Origin of the sequence: Mycoplasmopsis citelli (assembly GCF_900660645.1) — a bacterium.
Lineage (GTDB): Bacteria > Bacillota_I > Bacilli_A > Mycoplasmatales > Metamycoplasmataceae > Mycoplasmopsis > Mycoplasmopsis citelli.
Window position 1 is genome coordinate 14,845 of the sequence record NZ_LR215036.1, and the last position, 25,285, is coordinate 40,129.

The window sequence follows — 25,285 nt, forward strand, 5'->3', positions numbered from 1 at the left end:
TTTTAAGAGTAGAAAATTAAATTATTCTGTGAAATTTTTAAAATTTACAATATTATTTTATTTTATATAGACACAAAAAACAAAAAATAACTTATTAAAATGTTATTTTATTCCACATTTTTAGGATTAATTTGGTAATTTAGAATATTTTTTAAAGCATTAAAAAATAAATGTGGAACAATGTGGAAAAAATTCCACTTATATATATATATATATAATGATACTATGAAAAGAAACAGATTATTAAAACATTTATTTATATTAGCAACTCCTGCTATTATTTCAATAGCTTCAGTATCTTGTTCAAGTCCAACAACCCCACCTCAAAAGGGCGATGGTTCTCAAGGAACCCCTGGTAATGAGACAACCCCTCCACCTAATAATGGGGAAGGACAACAACCACAACCTGGTACAGCTCCACAACCAGAAGTACAAAATCCTTCAGATCCAAATCCAGATCCAAATCCAGATGACCAAAAAGGAAAAGAAACCCCAGCTCCTAATCCAAGTACTGGAACTACCCCTTCATTATCTGCGTCATTTCAACAACTTAAAGCTGAAATTCAAAAACTTCCACTTTACAATGAACAATTTACAAAAGAAGATTATGCTCAATATTTTAAAAATCTAAAAGAAAGAAAAGCTTCATTTGTTAATTCTAAATATACTGATGAACAATTTGAAAAAGATATTGTTCGTTTGGAAAAATATTATTCTCAAGCTTTAGAATTATTAGAAATTTTAAAAACTAAAGGTGATGCAGAAGTTCAAGCATATCTAGATTCGTTAAAATCGCAAGGTGATTCAATTTTTAAAGTTGAAAACGGAGTTTCGTCAATTAATGTTTTAGAAATTAATTCATTACAAAGTAAATTAAATTCACAAAATTCTAAAAAGGTTGAAGAAAAACAAAATACACCAACAGATCAACCTAAAGAAAACACCAACCCAACCACACCATCAACTTCTGAAACTCCACCAAAAGCAGAAGGAGAAGCAGGATCATCATCAGGAACTGCAACCGATCCTAAAAAAGAAAATGAAGGTGGTGAAGAAGCGATGCCTTCGGATCAAGCAGCAGAAACTTCTACCGAAAAACCTTCATCAATGCCTCAAACAGGAGAAATGGGTCCAAAAGATACCACAGATTCAGCAGATTCAAGCAAAATGCAAGGTGGAAGTGAAAGCTCAGATCAAGGAACAATGAGTAATCAGCCTCAAAGCTCTCCATCAACAGGAGACAATGCAGATGCAAATATGAAAGCTCAAGATGGAACAAGTCATCAAGACATGACAGGTTCATCAAATACAACTGTAGATAATAATATGCATCAAAAAGATGCTTCTATGGATTCTACTACTAAAGAAACTTCTCCACAAGGAGGAATGGACAACGGAAATACAACTCAATCTGAACAAAAATCTTCAACAGATAGTATGGGTACAGAAGGCAAAAATGCTAAAGATACAATGGCAACTGAACCTTCAAGCGGAGATATGGGAACACAAAATCAACCTGCAGCTTCTCCTCAAAGAACTCCTTCTACTACTGGAGGTTCAACAGATGGTAAACAAGATTCATCAGCATCAGGAGGAGAGACTCCAGCTTCAGGATCTATAGATTCTTCTCCACAATCACCTAGCTCTCAACCTCAAAATGCTCCAATGACCTCAGGTGGAAATACTGATTCAATGGATGCTCAAACCGGAGGAGATGCATCTCAACCTACTAGTGGTACTGAAATGGCTGGGAATAGCGGGAATTAAATTATTAAAACAGCCAAGCCTAGTCTTTACTTCAAATTAATTTAGCTAATAAAAGAAAATATTTTTACCTCAACAAAGTTGAGGTAATTTTTATTTTTGTTAAAAATAAAAATTATTTAAAGCTAAGTAATTTTGAAAAAATCAATAATTTTTCCATGAAATTTATTTTAAATTATGGAAAAATAGCAAGAATTTCCACCACATTTTTAGAACGTGTTAGTTTTTTTACACATTAAAAAAATTTTCTGGAGGAAACTAATGAATGTTGAAATATTTGATATAGATGGTAAAAAAGTTCTTTATATTAAAGTACCTAGAGGAAAGTAAGTTTGTAGACACAATGGTAAGCTTTTTGACAGATATTATGAAGGAAATATTAACATCATAAGCAACTTGGAACTTGTATATAAATTATATGCAAGAAAGCAAGATACTTATTATGTAAATAAGGTTTTTCCTAATATTAAAATTGATCGCTTAGATTTAAGCTTAATTGATAAACTGAAAAAAGAAGCAGTTAATAGAAATGAAAATCATCCTTGAAAAAACATGAGTTATGAAGAATTTCTTCGAATTTTAAAACTAATTTTAGAACACCCACAAACAGGAAAATAAGGAATTACTTTAGCCGCTATTTTACTTTTTGGTAAAAAAGCAACAATTATGTCAGTACTTCCACAGTATAAAAATGATGCTATTTTTAGAGTTGTTAATAAAGATAGATATGATGATAGAGAAGTTATAACTACAAATTTAATTGAAAGTTATTATAAACTGATGGATTTTGGCAAAAAACATTTAAATGATTTATTTATTTTAGATGGAATTTTTAGAGTTGATGCTAGAAGTAAAATTTTAAGAGAAATAGTTTCAAATACTTTGGCTCATCGTGATTATTCAAGCGTATATCCAGTAAGAATGATTATTGATGATGAAAAAATAACTGTTGAAAATTCCGATTTATCACATTTAATGGGTCAATTGGATTTAAATAACTTTAAACCAATTGCTAAAGTATTTAGAGAAATAGGTTTTGCAGATGAACTTGGTTCAGGAATGAGAAACACTTATAAAAACACACGACTTTATTCTTGAGCTAATCCAATTTTTGAAGAAGGAGATGTTTTTACAATAATAATTCCATTGAAGAAAATAGCGACATTGAAGGTCGGAGAAAATGTCCCTCAAAAGAGAGAAATATATCTTATAGAACTTATAAAAGAAAAAATTAAAGAGAATAATAAAATAACGCGTCAAGAGATAGCGATTCATGCTGGCGTAACTGTTGAAACTATTTGAAGAATAATTAAAAAAATAGATAATTTAGAATATATAGGTAGTTCAAAAAAAGGATATTGAAAATTAAATGAATAAAATAGTGTTAAAAAAGAAAGTGGTTAGATATTATAACCACTTTTTATGATTGTTTTTGGAAAAATTAATTTTCGTTATTATATGGACGAAGATTTTCGATATTAGTTTCTACAATAACATTTTTACCAAAGGTCTCTACAATTACTTCGGCAATATTTGAATCTGAACTAATACTTTTAATAGTTCCTTCGGTTCCTTTATATGCGGTATCTTCAAATACTACTACATCGCCTTCTTTAAATGCAAAGTAATTTTTATCAGTTTCAAAGCGCTGTAAAGCTTCTTTTTCTTTTACTAGCGATTTTTTGATTTCTCGTTGAGTTACCGGAGTTGGTTTTGCTCCTTTACCCGAAGAACCAACAAGTCCAGTAACATATTGAGTGTTCCGAATCACATATCAAGCCTTATCGGTCATGTCCATTTTAATAAAAATATAACCTGGGTACATGTTTACTCACTTAATTTTATAAACTTCACCGTTTAATTTTTTAGCTAGTTCTTTAGCTGTTAAAGTTGGTTTTTTAAAAATTTTAAAAGCTCCATCTTCAGTAGCGCTAGAATCAAAATGCTGAGCCACTTCTTCTGCGATAATTCTGTTTTTAAGTGCTTCAACAACTAAATCTTCTTTTCCGGTAATAGTTGAAATCATATATCAATTAAATTTTTGCATGTTGCTCCTTTTTTAGGTTAAATGATTTGCGGTTCATATTTGAGTAAAAGCAAATGAAACAATAAATACAAATGCACCAATAACTAAAGTAAAAATCAATATTTTAATAAACGAATAAACATTATTTTTATTTGATGGCCATTTTACCCTTTTAATTTCTTTAATGATTTTTCTCATTCAATATCTTTTTGGCTTTACTGGTTTGATTTCTTTTTCTTCAACATCAAAAAGATTATTCATTTTTATACCTCTTCTTTATGCATTGTATGTTCGTTACACTGTGGACAAAATTTTTTTAAAATTACTCGTTGATCATTTCCGCTACTTTTAGTAGTGACGTAATTCTTTTTACGACACTTTTCACAGGCAATTGATATTTTACTTTTCATTGTTTATTTATTATAACACTTAAAAGCTAAAATGGGTCTTTAAATAATGCTTTATTTAAAGGTTTTAAAGGGCTTTTTTGTTAAAATAAATATACTATGAGTTTTTCAAAAGAATACGAAATTATTGTTATCGGTGGCGGACACGCTGGAGTTGAGGCCGCTTTTGCAAGTGCGAATAAAGGACATAAAACTGCACTTGTGCTTTTTGATAAAAGCAGAATTGCAATGATGCCTTGCAATCCCTCAATTGGTGGCCCAGCAAAAGGAATTATTACCCGAGAAATTGATGCCCTTGGAGGAGTTCAAGGATATTTTAGTGATTTAGCAATGATTCAAATTAAAATGCTCAATGAATCTAAAGGGCCTGCAGTGCGGGCAATTCGAGCTCAAATTGATAAAGATAAATATTCACGTTTGATTTTACAAGCCGCTGAAGAGCATCCTTTTTTAGACATTCTTGAAGATACTGCTGAGGAAATTTTAGTTAATGAAGATAATATTTTCCAAGGAGTAAAGCTAGAAAATTTAGGGAATATTAAAGCTCTTAAGGGTGTTATTACTACTGGCACTTATATGAATTCGCGCGTATTACGTGGAGAAGAAGTCAAAATTTCTGGTCCAGATAATTTAAAAACCACTCCTAAATTAAGTCAATCAATGGAAAAATTAGGATTTGTTATGCAACGACTTAAAACTGGGACTCCATGTCGGGTGTATGCTGATTCAATTGATTTTTCAAAAGTTGAAAAAGAACAGCTTGATGATACGCAACTTCATTTTTCAAATCGTTCAAATATTAAACTTGATAAACAAGTTTCTTGCTATTTAACTTATACTACCGAAAAAACTCATCAAATCATTCGTGATAATATTCATCGTTCAGCAATGTATTCAGGACTTATTGAAGGAGTGGGTCCTAGATATTGCCCAAGTGTTGAAGATAAAATTATGCGTTTTCCAGATAAAGAACGACACCAAATTTTCTTTGAGCCTGAAACAGCTGATGGAACTATTATTTATGTTAATGGTCTTAGTACCTCACTTCCAATTGATGTTCAAGATCAAATGATTCGTTCGGTTCCAGGGTTGGAAAACGCCAGAATTCAAAAGTGAGGATATGCTATTGAATATGATGCAATTGATCCATTACAGCTTTTTCCTTCGCTAGAAACTAAAATTATCAAAGGCTTATATACTGCAGGACAAATTAATGGAACTAGTGGTTATGAAGAAGCTGCTTGTCAAGGACTTATTGCTGGAATTAATGCAGCGCTTTCTTTAGAAAACAAAATACCACTGATTTTATCTCGTTCAGAAGCTTACATCGGAGTGTTAATTGACGATTTAGTTACTAAAGGAACTAAAGAACCATATCGCATGCTCACTTCTAGAGCTGAATATCGTTTATTACTTAGAAATGACAATCCAGACTTACGTCTTGCAAAACACGGAAATGAAGTAGGACTTGTTTCCGATGAAACTTATCAAAAAATTATCGATAAATATAACCTAATTGATGCAAAAATTGAACAATTAAGTAAAGAGTTTATTTCTTCCAAAGATCCTATTGCTATTAAATACGGAATATTAAATGGAGTTTCACTTAATAAAGTTATTGCCCGTCCAGATGTTAATCCAGAAGATATTTTAGGAGATTTTCCTTATATTTCTGAATTAACTACTAAAATTCGCTTAGATGGATATATCAAAAAACAACAATCGCATGCATCAAAAATTAGCAAGCTAGATAATTTTAAAATTCCAAGCAATATTGATTATGATAAAGTGCAAAATCTTGCTACTGAAGCACGACAAAAGCTACAAGCAATTAAACCCTTAACTATTGGCCAAGCTTCACGTATTAGCGGAATTAATCCAGCTGATATTCAAATGCTAATGTTCCATATTCAAAGCTTTTATGGAAAAAAATAATGAAAATTAATATTATAGCTGTTGGCTCTTTAACTAAAGAATTTCAAGTTTTATATGATGATTATGCTAAAAAACTTTCCTTTTTTACCAAAATTAATTTAATTGAAATTAGAGAACAAAAATTCAATAACGTTGAGCAAAAAATTCTCAAAGAAACTCAAATGATTTTAGAAAAGATTCCTAAAAACTCTAAAGTAATTTATTTCTCACTTCAAGGAGAGCAAGTAAGTTCTGAAGAATTTGGTAAAAACTTTTTAGAAACAGATAATGTTACCTTTGTTATCGGAGGGTCAAACGGAGTTGCTGAAGAATATTTTTCCAATAAAATTTCTTTTTCAAAAATGACTTTTCCGCATCAATTATTTAGAGTCATGTTAGTAGAACAAATTTACCGTTCTTTTAGTATTAAGCATAATATCAAATATCATAAATAAAAGTAAAATTAAAAATCAAAAAATTAATCAAAAATAAAGCATAAGTGTTAGGCTTATGTTTTATTTTTATACTTTTATTTACAATTATAGGATAAAAAAGTCATTTTTATTATTACAAAAACCCCTTGTAAAATTTTCTGAAAAAAGTTCCTATATATATATATATATATATATATATATAATTTATCTATTGCATAAAAACTATACATATAAGTTTTAAAAATGTTCAAAATTTCTCAATAATTTAGTTCAAAAAATAACCTTTGAAAGGATATTATGAAACAGTCAAAAAAATTAATTACAACCTTAGGAATTGGAGTTGGAGTTTCAGGAGTTGCTGCTTTAATTAGTGCGTCTTTAGCCTTTTCAATGCATAGTTCTTATAAAGTTAAACATGAGCAAACTTATTACTTTATGGAGCTAAAAAACCAAGTTTTAAAAACAAATAATGAATTAAAACGCTTTTCAATTACAGAAAATAATTCAAATAACGATGAAATTAAAAGTCTCTTTAGTGAGATTGATCATGCCAATCAGCTTCTTGCTAATGAAAATTCAAGTATTGCCTTAATGCTTGAACAAAGAAATATGTTGAAACAGCACACTCCAAAGGCTTTACTTACTGTTGCTAAAAATGCTGATGATGTCAAAAATTTAGTTACTGAATATTATTCACTAGTTAAGGATGTGGATTTTCAAAATATTATTGATATTGCTAAAGTTAATCTTATCAAAGCTATTGATTCAGGTGTAAATAAAGACTCCCTTTTAAATAACTTTTATAGTGCTATCGATCCGCTTATTGAACAGCAGAATAATTTTTCTTTTGGTCTTGAAACTAAAATTTGAACCAATCACGAAAATTTAATTAAAGATAATTCTTCATTATTTAGTTCTCAAGAAAAAAGTGCTTTAATTTCAACTATTGATCAAATTTTATCTTTACTTTCACAACCACAATATTCTCGTGATGCAATAGTAGAGTATGAAGCAGTTTATGATAAAATTATCGAAAAACTAAGTTCAAACAAAAGTGATCAAAACAAAAATTATAATAACTTTTTGGAAAATGTTATTCGTGTAAGAAATGAAATTAACCTTATTAATATTGATAAAAGTATTAAAGATAATTTTTTAAAAAGAATTGATGATTATAAAAATCTAGCAGCTAATCCTGTTCCTACTTTAGCTCTTGATAAAGCTTCAGAAATATCATATTTAAATGATTTAGTCAATAATCAACTTGAAACACTAAATAAAGAAAATTCACAATTAGAGAAACTTTTAACCACATTTTCTAGTTATTTAGTAAATTTAAAAAAATTTAGTAATAACCCAACAATTCAAAAACTAATTAATAATCAACTTGAAATTATTTCAAAAAAACCTCAAAATAATCCAAGCGATATTTTAAATCGTATTTCCGAGGTAATTAATTTACAAACAAGTGCTAAAAACATTCAAGATTGAATTAAAGATATTAAAAAGAAAATTAATGATTATACATTAGATAAAAGCATTAGTCACAGTGAAGCTACACATTTTAACCAACAATTAGAAAAAATTAGTAATTCAGATTATCAAAATATCAATGATTATTTACATAATTTAAATAAGCTTTCTAATAATATTTATGATAATGCTTTACTATCTGAAGTATTTAAAAATTCTCTTAGAAAACTTAATGAACAAGTAGGCGATTCGTTAAAAAATGGACTTAATGTAAATAAAAATGCTTTATCAGAAATGTCTTTAGAAATTAATTCACTTTTAAATAATGCTCCATCAATTAAGCAATTAAATGATGGCCTTAGAACTAAAAGTAATCAACTTAGAGAAATTAATCGTTTAGAGTTAAGAAATTGAGTAAATTTATCTGCTTCTCTTATTGATAAAGATAGCGATATTTCTGAAGATATTAAAAATAACTTAAAATATCTTAATTCTAAAGCTAGTTCTTTAATTCCAGAAAATTCAACAGCAATTCGAGAAGATTTACAATATCTTATTGGTGAATATCGCAAAGAAAAACAAAAAGCCAATATTAGTGATGGATTAGAAAAAACTTATGTTAAATATGGTGATACTAGAGCTAAAATCTATCAAATTTTTGCTCCCAATCAAGAAAAAATAACTTCAGATTTTGGGAATAAATTACTAAATCAGTCTCAAGAACTTCGTAAACAAGCACAAATTTTTTCACAAAACCCAAATTTAAAAAACCAGCAAAAAGAAGATAAATTTATAGAAATTCAAAATCAACTTAGTACCATTGCAGCAAATGCAGAAGGCTTTAAAGAACTTGAAGAGATTGTATTCCAAGGAGATCAGGCTCTTAAATCTTCTGAAAACAAAAAATTAGAACAAGCATATTTACAGCAAGAAGAAGCAGCAATTCGAGAATTAAAAAATTCAGTTTTTGATGCTCTTGAACATGCTGGAAGTTCAAATAATTTAGAAGCTTTAAAGAGGGAATTATTAGAGGGAATCAAAACTTATAAAGAAAAACAAGCACAATACCAAAGTGGTCAAGCATTAGTAGATAATTACAAACTAATTAACGACACTTTTGCACCATACACAATTAATGGAAATCAAACTCCAACTCAGATTAAAATTTTAAATGAACTTGAAAAATATCGTCAGCAGCTTTCGGATAAAACCTTAAATAATGAACAAAGAAGCGATATTAATGACAAAGTCGCTAACTTAATGGATGTAGTTGAAAGTGCTAAAGATTTAGAGATAACCAACAAAGGATTAAAAGCTTTAATTCACGATACTCAAAATCAAGCTTTTGGAAACTTTAAACCCCAAGATGAGTATGATAAAGCTTCATCAATTACTAATGAAGTAGATGCTTTTTTAGAAAGTTTATTTACTTCTGTAGTAACTAAAAAAGAAATTATTGCTAAAATTGAACAAGAAAAACAGCAAAATACTAATTTAGCACTTGCTATTTCAGTTGCTTTTCTTAAAAAAACTAATCAAGAAATTCTAGCTAATAAAATTACTGATGTAAACTATAACACTATAAATCCTTATTTAGAAATTAATAATTCAATTGATAGCATCAATGTTGAAACTCAAAAAATGCTCAATAATACCAACAAAACCCAAGATCAAGTTGATGAACTTGAAAATGATATTCGCAAATACCTTAAATTAGCTGTTGCATTAAAAGAGTATGCATTAAAACTTCAAAGTATTAATCAAAATAACAACCCTATTGCTTATGATTTACTTTTAAAAGTGATTAACAATAAGCCTGACAGTGGCGCTTTTAAAGATGAACCAAATAATACTTTAATTAAATTTGGAGAATCTTTAAGCATTGTTGATTTTAAAACACGGATTTTAAGTGAGCAAACTTCAAAAGCAAACATTCTTCTTGAAGTTGAAAATCAAATCAAAGAATTTGAGAAGGTATATACTGATGATGATAAAAATCGGGCTATTTTTGATCAAGCAATTGCTAATTATAATCAAAAACTTAGTGATTACAAAGCTAGATTAGGAGAGTTTTATGCTTCTTCATTTACTTTAGGAGAACTTAGAGACGAAATTGAAGCTTCAATTAAAAATGAAAAATCAATTAGAAAGCAAATTGAAGAAGCCTGAAATGATGCTCAATCGAAAAAAACAGCAATGCAAGCTCAATACAATGCTCGAAAAAATAATGTTCAATTAACCAACTTTACTTATACTGAAAAAGTTTTCATTGACTTTGATTCACTAGTGAATCACACCGATTCTTCAGGTAAAAAAGATACTTTAACAATTCAATTATTTAATCAGTTAGATAAAGCTCCACTAGGATTTGCACAAGATTTATTTGTTAAAAGATCTACAGAAATAATTAACAAAATCAATACAATGAATTCATATAGCACTGAAGTTTCAAATCTTGCTCATCCAGATAATATTAAGTCATATCTTCAAAAATGAGTTCAAGCAATTAAAGATAAAGTGATTTCATTTACTGATCCAATTAAAACCCTTGATATTCGTGAGGATAATTATAAATTATCTGCAATTAGTCTTTTATTTGATCAAGCTAAGTTGATTTTAGATTATTTAGATAAAGATTCAAAAGCTCACACTAGCCAAAAAAACTATCAAGTTCTCCAAGAACAGCATATTTTGGATAACTTTTTAGGCGAATTTAATTTTGTTTTTAATGAATTAGCAAATAAAACTAGCGAAGAATTGTACTTAAAAACTACTAATAGTATCGTTAATAGTAGAGATATTTTAAATCAAAAATATTTTGAAATTCTTTCATTTAATGAAATTAAAGATGAGCAGCTAGCCCAAATTAACGGATATAAAACCGTTGTTTCAAATAAAATTGACACACACAATAATAGCATCGATTCTGGTTTAAAAACTCAAATTTTAGCCAAATTAGATGAAATTACAGCAATTACCAATAGTGCAAGCACTAAGTTACAATTATTTAATAACGAAAGAACTTTAAAAACTCTTCAACTACGTGAGGAAAGTTTAATTAATTTAGCTTTAAAAGCTTATGAAGCATCAAATTTAGTAAATACCAATCAAGCTCAAGCCCAAGAAGTTGGAAAGCAATCAATTCTAACTTCTATTACTAATTTACACAATTCATTTAAAGATTCATATTTGACTTTATCTTCTCAAGATGTTTTAACCAAACACACTCAACTTGAAAGCAAAATTAATTTACTTAATAAATTTAAAGAAATTTATAATTTAGTTAATACTAAAAAAACTCTTGTTCCAATGACTTATCCAGATGGAACTGGTAATCAAGGGACTGCTACTGATGCAAAAACCAAAATGAGCAATTATTTTGACGCTTTAACTGCTAAGTTAAATGATAACGCTGTTGATGAATCGATAATTTCTCAAGTTGAATCTGCACTAAAATCAGTTGAAAAACTAATTAATATTCAAAAAGCTAAAATCATAATTGTCAATAATGTTAAAAATATAAGTGATTATAAAAACTTTACATATAAAAACGGAAATTCATATAATTATGGTTTTGAAGAAGATTCTAAAAAATTATCAGATACCATTTTAAAAAGTGTTCCAGAAGCAAGCAAAATTGCATCTGAAATTGATAATTTATTAGTTCCACAATTAAACGGAGAATTTGATAATGCTTACAATTTATACGTTGCTCGCAAAAATGCTTTAGATCTTATTTATAAAGAAGAACAAAACAAAAACGGTTATAAGCATAAAGAAATTACACAGCTTTATCAAACTGGTACCAATGATGTCGATTCACAATATAGTGAATTAAAAGACAAAGCTGATGACTTTTTCCACGCTGAAGCTCAAAAAATTTCTAGCGCAACTTCAGTTGATGATGTTAATAATTATGTTAATGGTGTTATTGAAATGGATGTGTTCTTTGGTAAATTCAAAACAATTGCTTCCACAATTAAACAAGCAAATGATGCTCTAAACACAATTGACGCAACCATTGAAAGTGATCCAAAAGTTATTGAATCAAAAAATCTTTTAAATGAACAAATTACTAAAGGAAAATCTTATTATTATACTGAAAAAGATTTTAGTAATTTAGATACAAACATTTCTGATTTAGAAAAATATATTGCTCGTCTAAATTTAGCTGTAAATGTTGCTAAAGCTAAAAATGAAGTACAAAACTTTAACAGCAATGAAGGAAATGTTGAATTTCTAAGTGCTAGTGCTAAAACTCCACTTTTAAACATTATCAATAAGCCTTTTGAAGAATTGCAAAATAATCCTGATTTAGAAAGTAAAGAAAATTATCAACGGCTACTTGAAAGTTACATCAATACTGATTTTAGAGTTGCTTTTGTTAATTCTAAAGCGTTGCAATTAACTATTTATAAAGCTAATTTATATTTAGTAAGCTATGAAACTCAAATTAATGCTAATGCTAATTACGAACCTCAGAATATCAAAGATTTATATGCATCTTTAAAAACTAAACTTCAACAAGCAAATAATGCATTAAATAACATCAACCATAATGAAAATGACAAATTATCACTTATTTCTGAAGTTTATAATTCCAATGATGGAGCGTTAGATTTAATTTTACATGCTGAAAGTAGCAAACTAGAAACTCAATATGAAAAACATTTAGAATTAGAAAAATACATCACTGGAGCATATTTAGTTCAAAATGTTTCACCAAAATTAGCTGATTATGAAGATGTTGCTTTAAATCCAATTAAAAATATCGATCTTTCAACCCCTGAAAAAGTAGTTGCTTTAAACAATGCCTTAGTAAATGCAAATAGTAAATATGACGAGCAAACTTTGGCTGTTTATAAATGAGAAGCTAATCGTTACAATTCTTACAAAAGTAAATTTACTGAGTATTATGATTTTTTAAACGCACAAAATACAAGCGGAATTGACAAATCAGTTATTTTACAAATTTCTGGAATTAAGCAAAGTGATTTAGATGATTTTAACAATGTAGTTAATCCTCAAACTTCAGATACTGTACATACTCAAGCAAAAGAATACGCAAATAAAGTTTCTCAAAATGACACACAACTAATTAGTTGATTAAAAAGTGTTAATTCAAATGAAGTGGTCAAAACTCTTTCGAGTGTTACTAAGGAATTTATTAACTTTTATCAAAATCTCATTTCAATTAAATCAGTCCCATCAATTTTATTAAACATTTCTAATTATCAACAAATTAACGATGAATTAGTTGATAATAACAATATTACAAATGTTAAAAGCATTTTAAACCAAATTTTCCAAATTTCTCAAAATTTAAGCAACAAAATTACTGAATTTACAAGTAATTTTACAAATATTTCAACCACTGTTCAAAGCGATTTAAGAAATGAAAGTGATGAATCAAATACTTCATTTGCAAGTGGAACACCAACTAATATTACCAATGCAAGAACTGAATATTTCAATAAATACAAACAAGCTATTTTAAATATAGCTCAAACTAAAGATAAACTTCAATTGTTAATCTTTGGGCAAAATGCACAAGATTTAGAGACTCTTAAAGAAATTTTACATAAATACATTGAGGGAGCAACTGGATATGACGGAAGAGCTAACATTGAAAATGTTTTAAAATATATTGCATCAACAGCACAAATTGCTCCAAATTTACCTGCAAGCAATGATCAATTTAGTGTTGTGAAAAATGAATATGAAAAAATTGCCAATCCAGCAATTGAATCAGAAAGATCGCTAAATAATCTAACAAAAGATAATGCTAGTGATTTTGATATTTATAGTGCTATTACTAAAGGATTTAATCGAGCCCTTGATTTAAAAAACTGAATGAATTTTTTAAATAATAAACTCTTGTTTTTCAATTATTTAACCGAAAGTACTAATGGGCATTTAAATTATGCAAATGTTACTGCTAAAGAAAGCACTCAGCTTGAAAAATTTTCACAAATTATTGATAATTCGACCTCTTTAACTGAAGAAGATCTTAATATTGATGGAATTACTTATAAGGTTAAAAAAATTAATGACTTTATACATGATGATGGTAGCGGAGAGATTGGAAATTTATTTGATCAATTTAATATTTTAAAAGGTAGTGATCCAATTTTTAACAAAGATAATGTTGAAGTTTTTGTTTATAAATCATCAACTGATCCAAATGCTAAATATTTAACCTCACAATTTACCGTTGACCCTTCAATTAAAAGAGGGTATATTAACCTTTATTTTAGGTTCAAAAAACCAACTACCATTAATGCAACAAATACTGCTTTTGATAATATTGATAATTTTGGAATGAAATTTGAAAATATTGGAATTTCCTTTAAAACTTTAGATGAATTTGTTATTAGCAAATCCAACATCGAAAACATTAGTAAGTTAACTCAACCTCTTTTTACTGCTTCAGAAGCAGGGTGAAATAACCTGCAAGCCCCAGTAAAATTATTTGGAGCCTTTAATAAATATTCATCACTTAAAGCCAGCTTTACTTCAAAAAATTACTTTACTGAAGATGTTGACGCTCCTATTGATGCTGTTGCATCTGGGGATACAACTTCAAGTCCAGAATTTAGAATCAAAGTTAAATTTAGTGGTTCATACAAAGGATATACTCAAGTAGGTAATAAAATTTATTGAAAAACTTTAAACCCTTACCTTTCAACTGATAAGGGAATTCGTTTCTTAAATACTGATGCTCAAGTTAGAGGAATAATTGATCGTGATGATAAAAATCTTTATCAATGAGACAACAAATGAAAATACATTTATAATCCTGCAAAAGATGCTGATAAGAAAATTTTATTTTTACCAATAATTATTGGAGTTCCTGTTCAAAAAACTCAAGCTAACGGACAAGTCGAACAAGCTATTATGATTATTTCTTGACAAATTTCAAATCGTTTTGATAAAAACCCAACTACAAATGTACAAAATATTGTTCTTGGAGATGATGATAAACTAAGATATGTTTACTTTTACAATCGTACCACTGCCGGAAAAGCAGCAAATTCTCCAGTAGTAAATTTAGATCAATTTTATGATTATGTAATGGATAAAATAAGAATGCGTGATTTTGTGGGTATTAGATTTAAAGACTTACACTTTTCTAATTTATGAAATACTGATATATACATTGGGGAAGATGGTGCAAACCAAATTAAAGGTGGAATAGGTGATGCTGATTTTTATCTTGCACTTGAGAAATTTGACATTAAGTTCAAAATACACTAATTAAGGAGATATTATGTTAAAACATATACACAAAAAAACTTTTAAAAAATCACTTATTATCACATCTTCAGCACTTGGGAGTGCTTCAGTTGCTTTAGGATTTACTTTATTTGCAATTCACTCTAATGAGAATATTAGTAATTCAAATGTTTATGGAAATTTACTTGAAAGTGAAAATCTTTTTAAATTATATGGACCTTATATTAATTCTTCAGCTAAAGATAAAAATGAAGTTATTAATGCATATAATCAAGCTAAAGAATCTTGAAAAAATAATAATGACAATCTCCAAGAAAAATTATCTCAACTAGATAAAGCTCAGCAAACAGTATTTAATTTTTATATTAACAATCTCAGTAAATTAACTTTTTCTCCTCAGGAAACTAAGGATTTTTGAACCAAAGTTTTAAATAATCAAGAAGCTCGAATTCGTGAACTAGATTTAAAAAATCAACTCACTCAACTTAAAGAAGATCATTCAGTTAAATTTTTTGAAGTAATTAATAGTGCCAGTGATGCTGAAAAACAAAAGTATTTAAGCATGCTATCAGAAGAAATTTCCAAATTTGTTAAATCGCAAAACAATATTTTAGATCCGTTTATTAAATTGCTCGAAACAACTGCAAATAAAGTGGATACTATTCCTTTTAAAGGACTTAAAAAAGATGTTTCAACTTCTTTAACTCCATTATATTCACGCATTATCAGCAATTCTATTCACTTAAACGATATTCAGATAGCTTCGCAAGACACTCAAAAAGAAGTAGCTAAACTTGATGTGATTTTGCAAAATTCCCAAAGTGAAATTAATGAAATCCAGCAATATTTAAAATTAATTAATCCTTATACTGAAAATACTGCTTATAATAACACCGAAAAAAACAATGTTAAAAATTTTATTAATTCAACTCAGATTAATTTAAATATCGCCTCAACTAAAGCTGATATAAATCAAATTCGTAATAGTGTAGTTACCTTTTATCAACAAATTTCAGATGAGAAAAAATCGCTTTTAGAAATTAAAGGGGTAATTAGCGACTTAAATACTTATTTTGATAAATTTGATTTGTCATTAAATTTTTATAAAAAAACTCTTGCTCAAGCCATTTCGAAAAGTCTTCAAATTGATAACAAAAAAGATCTCATTAGCACTAAAGCGGAGCTTTTTAGCGTTTTTTATACTTTAAAGTTTGTTAATGAATTAATAAATGATTTTAAAAGCAAGCTCAAGCAAGCTCAAGAAAATAAGATTATTTCTCAAAAAAGAGCTATTATTTTGCAATCACAAGCAGATTCCATTATTTCTAAAAAAGTATCAATTAAAGATCTTGCAAATCAATTGTTTAGTTTTTATAATAAAGAAAATACTGAGTTAAACAATTTATCTTATTTAAATAATGAATTAAAATTACTTCAAAACCAAATTCTTGAAGTTAAAAAACTTAAATTTACCAGTGAAGATATTCAAAATCAGCTTTCTGAACTATATAATCAAGTAATTAAAACCTATTCTAGCGATGTAACTTCAACTTATTTAACTACCGTTAAAAACAAACTTAATGAATCATTAAGATTAGTTTTTAAAACAAATTTAAAACAATTAATTGACCAAATGGATGATAAAATTAAGTCCTTAAAAAATCTTAATGTTAACATTAATGAATCAATTCTTTTAGAAGCACAAAACTTAAATAAGATCGCTTCTCCAATGATTATAGATTTTGATCCTGTTCCTACAGCCACATTAATTGAGCAAATTAAAAAATATAATGTAAAATTACAAAATTTAGTTAATGCTTATAATCAAAGTGATGTTGAACAATTTTCTGAATTTGCCGATCATTATTTAAAAACAGTCTTTTCAAATAATGATGATACTTATGTTCCAACTGAAAATGAACAAAAACGAAGCAATTTATATGACGAATATAAAAAGCGTCTTGATGAATTAAGAAAATTAATTAATTCTGGAAACGGAAATCCGGATTTGGTTGAAAAAATTGAGCAACTTTCTGCTAAATTGCGAAATTTAACTGAAACTGGAAATAATTTTAGACAATTATCACACTTAGATCAAAGTGCCTTAGATGCCTTAGCACAAATTCAAAGCGGAAATAATTCCTTAGCTTTGAAACCTTATACTGATAAAATTACTCAAATTCATAATTCCTTAAGCACTTTATATCAAAATCCAAGCGTTACAAATGAACAAATTCAAGCGGTAATAAATAATTTAAATAAAACCTTAAAAGAACTAAATAATGCCAATATTAATTCGCTTTTAAATGCTAAAGTTCAAGAGCTTAAAACAAAAATTGATCAATCTTATGGAAATGAACTATCTTCACCAGGAGCTAAAGTAATTTTAAAACAATACAACCAGCTCCTTGAAGATATTAAAGATCCTCTCGCAAAACAAAAAAGCAATCTTTTAATTGAACGAGGAACTAAATTAAGTTCAATTACTCCACTGCTTTTTGAAGCTGAAGCAAACAAAAAGAAACTACGCAATATTATTGCTGAAAAAGTTGGTGCTAAATATAGTTTTAATAAAACATCCAAAGCAATTGAAAATGCTCGTAGTGAAATTGCTAACATTGATAATTTGATCATTGAATTAAATGATCCCAAAAATATCCCAAATGTAGTTGCTTTTGAAAATGCTAAGGATCAATTATTAGCACGAGGAAATGAAATTTTACTTGCTTATGAACAAGATAAAATTGTAAAAATTAATCAAAACATACAAAATACCGGACAAAAAGGTAGCGGAAGTGCAAATACTAATTACTCATTTTTACTTGAAAAAGTTAATAATTTTGCTTCAGTAAAACAAAATGAATTACAGCTTCTTCAAGCTAGTAGTGCTGCTAATAAATTAGAAACTTTAGAACCACTTGCTCTTGTTTCTGGAGAATTGTTAAAACTTTATAATGATTATAATGTAGGTTTAACTTCAGCTATATCTCAATATATTGATTCATTACTTAAAAGCAATGATTTAAATATTACAAATTCACCAGAACAAATTGAACATAAAATAAATGTTTTAAAAAGTGCTAAAGCTATTGTCAAGGGTAAGAAAAAATTTCTGGATAAATACGGTGCTTTAAGTGATGCTCTAAATGTTGATAAATGAAAAATTTATCAAGCTTTAAATAGCGATATATCTACAATTCAACAAAAGAAAAATGAAGTTTTATATAATGATTTAACTTTAGAACAAATTGATTTAAAAACAATTGAATTAGAGATTGATTTTAAAGAATTTGAGACCAAAAAAGTTTCTTTACTTAATGCATATAATCAAGCTCTCTCCACAATTAATGCAAAGATTTCTTCATTAGATACTCAAAGTGATAAGTTAAAAATAACACACCATAGTTATGGTTTTGATACTTATTATCAAGTTGCTAAAACAGCATATCAAAATGATAAAAGTGAATCTCAAAAACCTAATGTTGATACTAGGGACATTCTAGCTTATAATACAAAACTTCAAATTGCTTTTGACAAAGATTTAGTTTTAAATAAACTTAAAGATATTGAAACTTTTGCACAAGGTTTTGATAGTAAAACCGAAGAACAATATACTAAAATTAAAACTCAATGAAATACTTTTGAATCTGATACAAAAGTTTTAGTTGCTAAGAATGATTTATCATTACAAGAAGCAAGTCATCTTGTTGAAAATGTTGATTTATTCTTTGGTCTTTTTAGTGTTCAAAAAGATGTAGCTGATTATATTACTGAACTGCAAGCTAATCCGGATCGAAAAGATCTTCAAAGTCTAACTATAGATAATTTAAAAACATCTTTAGATACAAATTTAGCACTTGCAGATAATAATTATTCTGATTTGCAGGAGAAAAAACGCAAACTTCAAGCCGTTTATAATAAAGCAACAAATTACAAAAAAATTCGTGAAGATGTAGCTAAACTTTTAGATAATAATGCTCAAGGTCCTCAAGGATTAGTTCAACGTTTAGATGATGAGCTTGTGCTTAATTATGATAATCAAGTTAAATTGTTATTAAATGCATATGTTAATAGCATTAAAGGACAATTAAAACAAACCAATGATGGACAAAAATTTGAAGAAATCCAAAGCGGAGTTGAACTAATTTTAAGTAAATCAAAACTAATAGCTGATGTAGCAAAAGCAATTGGTCATGCAAGTGATATTTTAAATTCACTTGTTAATGGTCAATCTAAAGCAGTTCTTTCATATAAAGAAAGTTTAAATAATTTTATCGCAGAGGCACGAAATAGATATTTTGATGCACAAAATTCTCTTGATAATAATTTATTAAATCAAATTGCATTTACTACTAACAAATTAGTCAAAACTGATAATCTAATTACTAAAATTAAGGAACTTAAAAATACTATTAATGATGGTAATTTCAACTTTGGTTCGACTAATCAAAGTGTTAAATTACCACAATTAAACGGATATTTAGATTCTTTTGAGAGCGGAGCCATTAATTTAGAATATTCTCAAGAAGCAGTAGAAAAAATTGACAATCTCACTCAAAAATTAGAATCATTTAAAAATGTAATTGATGCAGATGTTGAAGTTTCCAATCTAGCAAATGCTTTTGCTGCAAATGCTTCAGAAGTATCAAAAGTAGATCTTAATTCATTGTTAACCATTCTTGCTGATAGCGTTCCAACTCAAAATAATAACACTAACTCATCACTAGGAAAACAAACAGGAAATAATTATTCAGTAGCTGATTTATTTGATTTAAATAGTTCCAATCCACTTTCGTTAGAAAATTACAATTCATTGACAAATAAATTAACACGTGAAATTTTACAAACCAAAGGTGAAATTGAACTTAAACACACTTATAGAGAAGAAACACACAACAAAATTAACACCTTATTAACTGAACAATATACTCCACTTGTCCATAATGATTTAAAAAATAAATTAAATGCATTATTAACTGAGTTAAATAATCAAAATAACTCTGCAATTACCAAAAGCACAGATCCAGATCAAAGTGGCGATTTAAATGCTGTTCGTGTAAAGGTTGATATTATCGAAAATAAATTAAATGCTTTGAAAGAACTTGCTACAAAAACTTATGATTTGAGTAATTTAGCAAATGTTTTTACAAGTGCTGAAAGTTCATTTAATCAAGTGAAAAATAACGCTGTAACAATGGTTAATTCAGCTAAAGAATATTTTGATAATACCGATAAAATGAGCCTAAATGGTGATAATTCTCTTGAAAATATTACTCAAAAAATAGTTGAATTAACTTACAAACTTCAAGCACTAACAGATTATCAAAGTGTTTTAAAACAATACAATGATGCTAATATTTTAACTAATACTGATAAAGCAGTTATTAAAAATAAATTAGATGCATTTTTAAGAGAGTTTTCAGACCCTAATATTAGTTCAGCAACTTTATTACGTAAATATTTTAGAAAGGTTAATGAAGTTGATCCAAGCGAGGGTGCAAGTGCTAAAAATTCACTAATTGCATATGCACTTGAAAACGCCATTAATTTAAGAAGAGTATATCACCAAGCGCTTGATTACAGTGCTTTAAAAGATACTTCATTAGATAATAATGCAGTTAATAGTGCTTTTGCTCAATTAAATAACACCATTGCTGTAGCTGATGGACCAGTTAGCACTTTAGCTACAGATAGTAATGATGAAGCACACAAAATTGAACTCTTTAACGCAATTAATAGCAATATTGCTGATTTATTAACCGCAAAACGCAATCAGCTTCAAGAGCAACTTACTTCTGATACTGAAGTAAAAACTTATATTGCTAATAATTACACTCATTTTGAAAAACAAAATGCAAATGATTTATACTTAAGTAATTTTAATAGCGATGCTATTGATAATTTAACTGATGCAGTTGCTAAAAAAGACACTCTATCATACTCAGAAGTTAATATTGCACTTAATAAAGCTAAATCAGTGTTTAATGCACAAGTATTTGATTTATATGATAAAGGACAAAATTTAGTTAAAAATATTCAAAATCTTGTTAATGATTACTTTAATAGCTTTGCTGCTACTCAAGAAGCTACTCGAAATGGTTCGGGAGTCTCTTCAACTGAATATGCTCCAATTTTAGAGTTAACTAATAAAATTAATACTGCTTTAGGAAGTGACTTCAATAATGTTGATGATTATTCAACTAAAATTAATGCTTTAATTGCAGTTATTAGCACTAATTATCAAAATGTTATTAGCACCTTTACAAATGCAATCAAAGAATCCTTTAAACAAAAATTTAATCCCAAACCCACAAATGCTCTTTCAAGCGAAAAAGCCGGATTTTACGTTAAATTAATTGAAAAATTAGATCCATTAAAATTAGATATTAATGGTAAAACAGTTAATTTATATAAATATAATGAAATTGAATCTTTAGAAACTCAATATGATTTATTTAAAAATCAAGTTCAAAGACTTGAGCAATTATATGGTCAAATTAGCTCTCAAAGTGATGCAACCACTTTAGCTAATTTTGCTAATTTAGTTGATAGCTTAAATCATAATTGACTTGAATTTGAAAGTGATATTAAAAATGCACTTACTAATGCTTTAAATTTTAATCCGCTAGAAACAGTTTTTGATGATATTTATGCAAATGTCTCATATTCAACTATTTCTCCATATACTAATGCTGTTAAAAGTGCTTTTGATGCTTTTAAAGAAACCGTTAAACAACTTATTAACAATTTAAACACTAATCCAAGCAATTATGATTTTACAAGTTTAAATCAAGATAGTAATAACGATGATCAAGCATTTAATTTATTAAATAAATTCACTGAGTATAAAGATTGAATCAGAGAAACTAATAATAAAAATCTTTTAGCAGATCAACTTGATGCAGATCCAAATGAAGTTAATAATCTTGAACCTATAATTCAAGGTTTAGATGGTGCTTTTAATCATAAATACAAAGTTATCATTGCTAAAAATGAAGTGACACGGAAAAAATTTATTGCTAATTTTAATGCTTTTATTCCTTCAGCTACAGGACCAAATAGTAATTTAGTGCAAATTGATAACAATGATGAATTTTTAGAGATGTTTGATCAATTTGCCTTTACTAAAAAAGATGTATTGCATAACAGTGATTTAAAATCAATTTTTTCTCCAGTGAATTTTAAAGTTTATATTAAAAAATACAATGATAATGGGTGATTTGAAAATGTAGATTCAACACAAGATGAAGTAGATCGTCAATCTCTTCGCGCTAAGTTGGTATATTCATATGAATCAAGTACCAGTGATATTGGTCCATTGCAAATTGAAAAAGACGTAGTAATGACTTTCAAAACAGTAGATACTATTAGAATTGCTGATGAAACTACAAGTATTTTTGTGGATGAAAATAAAAACGTAGGAACTGCAACTAAAATTGAAGTTCTGGATGTTGATGAAGCTGGTTGAAACATCCCTCAAGTAGCAAGTACTAGTGATCAAAACTACAATAGTGTTAAACAAGATGTTATTAATAGAATGTACAACAAAATGAAAGCAGCTATTTTTGATTTAGATACAAATAATTCAGCTATTGATACATCTTCTAAGATCATTCAACCTAATTCGACTTATTATAATTCAATACATAGCTCTACAGATCCAAATTTACAAAACGTTGATTACGCAACAGAAACTACAAATAACGTAGCTAGTACAAGATATAGTGCTTATGTAAATAAAAGCAATAATAATCATGATATGTATTCTTTTGATATCAAAAATCAAGATTCAATTGCGATGACATACAATCTATCTTTAAATATCGTTGAACCAGATCAATATTTAAGAATTATTCCTTTTGATATTGAAAAAGGCTTTACCTTTGTACAATTTGCAGGTGGATTTCTGACTGGAGTTGCAGCTCCAGGAAGAACTTATGGAGATCCAAATGCTCCACTTTATTATGAAGCAAGGATGCACCAACTTGTTAATCCTAATGATCGACGTAATTCTGGATGAAATTTTTATGGTACTACAAATTCATGATATAACTTACCAAATGATAAAATTCCAACCCTTTTAAATGCAATTTTATACAAATTTAATTTTGATTATGACCCAGTAACACGAAAAGTATATATTTATAACTCGTTTTTACAAAATGTTATGTATGTTGTCATTGTAGAAAATATTAAATCTACAATTGCAACTTATAAAGATAACACTAATTTTAAAGACGCAGATAAGCAGTTTTTAAATCAATTATATGATAAATACAATGCTCCTAACACTCGTTATATAGCCACTCCTGGTGAGCTTTCACGAGCATATTCAATTTTTTCATCTTTACCAAATAAAATGATTGATGAAAACGGATTTTTAATTGAATCACCATCAAAATCATTTGGATCAATTCCTATTTACCCACTTTCAGGTGGACAAAAAATTGTTTCAAGAACAAATAGAAACGATCCAACTACTGCAAGATTACTGCCAGTTAGATCTAATATTTTTGTTACAAGCAATAATGAAGCTACTTTATTAAAAGAGCAAGCTTATGATACTTTGTATGGAGCTGTAATTAATAAATTCTGATTTAAACTTCGTAAACCGAATAATCAAACCCCTTAATATTTCTAGTTTAAAAAATACTTTTGAATCTTTTAAATTCAAAAGTATTTTTATTTTCTTTTTAAGCATAACAATATGTCTAAAAGTTAATTGCTTTCTTTTTTAAGTTTCTCTAAAATAGCATCAATTTTCATTCCATGACTAGTTACTTCGTCTAAATAAAATATAACTGCAGGAACTTTGCGTCAATTTAGTGATTTTGCAAGCACGCTCCGAACAAACCCTGCGGCATTATTTAGGGCTTTAAGACCTTTTTTTGGGCTTTTTCCAAGTGATACAAAAACTTTTAGATGCGATAAATCTGCAGAAAGTTTTGCATCCACTACAACAGGATCAATGATGTTTGCATTAGTAATTTCATTAGCTAAAATATCGGCAACTAGTTGCATTACTTGTGATTCTTTACGAGATAAATTAACATTATTCATAGAATAATTATAGCTAAATCCTGTTCTTTTAATAAGGAACTTTTATTTGCTGATATACCGTAAAAAAGTTATTTTTCATCATCTTTTTGATATTTTTTAGGAAGTGAATTTAAATTAATATGGCAGTATCCAAAAGGATTTTTGCTTAAATAATCTTGATGATATTCTTCAGCAAGAGTATCATCAAATACATCTAAAATTTCAATGTAATTATCTTTGCGTTCTTTGGCTTTAAATTCATTGTTTAACAAATTAAAAGTATGTCTTAAAGCTGGATCTTTGCAATAAATTCCTACCCGATATTGAACCCCTTTATCATTTCCTTGTTTATTATATGAATACGGATTAATAATTCCTAAAAAAAGATCAAAAATTTCCGCTTCACTTAAGATTTTTGAATCATAAATAATTTTTACTGCTTCAACATGTGAAGAATTATTACATACTTCTTTATAAGAAACTCCTTCAAAACCACCATTTAAATAATGAACACTAGTTTTTAAGACTCCATTAACTTTTGCAAAATAAGCTTGAACTCCTCAAAAGCATCCACCAGCTAAATATACTTCTTTTTCCATGATTAAACCTACACTTTCACCTTGCTTAAAAATAAGCAAAAAATCTTTTAGGAAAATTTAACAATTTAATTACAATAAACCTTTAATAATTAAATGTTTAACTAATTATTTCGCCTAATATTATATATTACTAAATAGTAAAAGGTATTTTTTAAGCCTAAAAGTTGCTCAAAAAGATTAAATTAAGGTCCTAAAAATCCTTATTTGTGGAAAATTTTCCACATTTACATTAATTTTTTCATCTTTTTACTAGGTTTTTGAAAATTTCTGTTCATTTTCTTGTAAATTAAGCTATATTTTAATTATATCTCTATATAATCTTTGGTTTTTAACTTAAAATTATACAGGGATTAAAATAATCATACAAAACAAAAATAAGTTTCTTATTTTTTA

General features: G+C 27.8%; 12 protein-coding genes. 7 read left to right on the forward strand and 5 right to left on the reverse strand.

Going from position 1 to position 25,285, the window contains the following annotated elements:
* Positions 1-225 precede the first annotated feature (225 nt).
* From EXC58_RS00080 to EXC58_RS00085, 3 genes are all read left to right on the forward strand, one after another.
* On the forward strand, positions 226-1,767 hold the full coding sequence (locus EXC58_RS00080; protein ID WP_129725042.1) for a hypothetical protein: 1,542 nt from the start codon (positions 226-228) through the stop codon (positions 1,765-1,767).
* A gap of 393 nt (positions 1,768-2,160) precedes the next feature.
* Entirely contained in the window at positions 2,161-2,382 is a 222-nt protein-coding gene (locus EXC58_RS04720; protein WP_197723770.1) for a hypothetical protein, read from the forward strand.
* A 48-nt stretch (positions 2,383-2,430) separates the two neighbouring features.
* Positions 2,431-3,141 (forward strand): hypothetical protein, encoded by a 711-nt coding sequence (locus tag EXC58_RS00085; RefSeq protein ID WP_197723771.1) that lies wholly within the window; start codon positions 2,431-2,433, stop codon positions 3,139-3,141.
* A 64-nt stretch (positions 3,142-3,205) separates the two neighbouring features.
* Here the strand turns inward: EXC58_RS00085 and nusG are convergent, their stop codons facing one another.
* The 3 genes from nusG to rpmG are packed head-to-tail and all read right to left on the reverse strand — an operon-like array spanning position 3,206 to position 4,200.
* Positions 3,206-3,811, reverse strand: a complete 606-nt coding sequence (nusG, locus tag EXC58_RS00090; RefSeq protein ID WP_129725043.1) for a transcription termination/antitermination protein NusG — start codon at positions 3,809-3,811, stop codon at positions 3,206-3,208.
* A 12-nt stretch (positions 3,812-3,823) separates the two neighbouring features.
* Positions 3,824-4,051, reverse strand: a complete 228-nt coding sequence (gene secE, locus EXC58_RS00095; protein ID WP_129725044.1) for a preprotein translocase subunit SecE — start codon at positions 4,049-4,051, stop codon at positions 3,824-3,826.
* Between the two features lie 2 nt (positions 4,052-4,053).
* Positions 4,054-4,200: a 50S ribosomal protein L33 gene (gene rpmG, locus EXC58_RS00100; protein WP_129725045.1), complete on the reverse strand. Its 147-nt coding sequence runs from the start codon at positions 4,198-4,200 to the stop codon at positions 4,054-4,056.
* Between the two features lie 96 nt (positions 4,201-4,296).
* Here rpmG and mnmG point away from each other — a divergent pair, with 96 nt between their 5' ends.
* The 4 genes from mnmG (at position 4,297) to EXC58_RS00120 (ending at position 23,886) form a co-directional block, all read left to right on the forward strand.
* Positions 4,297-6,132: a tRNA uridine-5-carboxymethylaminomethyl(34) synthesis enzyme MnmG gene (mnmG, locus tag EXC58_RS00105; RefSeq protein WP_129725046.1), complete on the forward strand. Its 1,836-nt coding sequence runs from the start codon at positions 4,297-4,299 to the stop codon at positions 6,130-6,132.
* Entirely contained in the window at positions 6,132-6,566 is a 435-nt protein-coding gene (locus EXC58_RS00110; RefSeq protein ID WP_129725047.1) for a 23S rRNA (pseudouridine(1915)-N(3))-methyltransferase RlmH, read from the forward strand. Before mnmG ends, EXC58_RS00110 begins: the two co-directional genes overlap by 1 nt.
* 276 nt (positions 6,567-6,842) lie before the next feature.
* On the forward strand, positions 6,843-15,275 hold the full coding sequence (locus EXC58_RS00115; RefSeq protein ID WP_129725048.1) for a hypothetical protein: 8,433 nt from the start codon (positions 6,843-6,845) through the stop codon (positions 15,273-15,275).
* A gap of 13 nt (positions 15,276-15,288) precedes the next feature.
* Positions 15,289-23,886: a hypothetical protein gene (locus EXC58_RS00120; protein ID WP_129725049.1), complete on the forward strand. Its 8,598-nt coding sequence runs from the start codon at positions 15,289-15,291 to the stop codon at positions 23,884-23,886.
* 86 nt (positions 23,887-23,972) lie between these two features.
* Here the strand turns inward: EXC58_RS00120 and rbfA are convergent, their stop codons facing one another.
* Entirely contained in the window at positions 23,973-24,314 is a 342-nt protein-coding gene (gene rbfA / locus EXC58_RS00125; RefSeq protein ID WP_129725050.1) for a 30S ribosome-binding factor RbfA, read from the reverse strand.
* A 68-nt stretch (positions 24,315-24,382) separates the two neighbouring features.
* On the reverse strand, positions 24,383-24,892 hold the full coding sequence (gene msrA / locus EXC58_RS00130; RefSeq protein ID WP_129725051.1) for a peptide-methionine (S)-S-oxide reductase MsrA: 510 nt from the start codon (positions 24,890-24,892) through the stop codon (positions 24,383-24,385).
* Positions 24,893-25,285 lie beyond the last annotated feature (393 nt).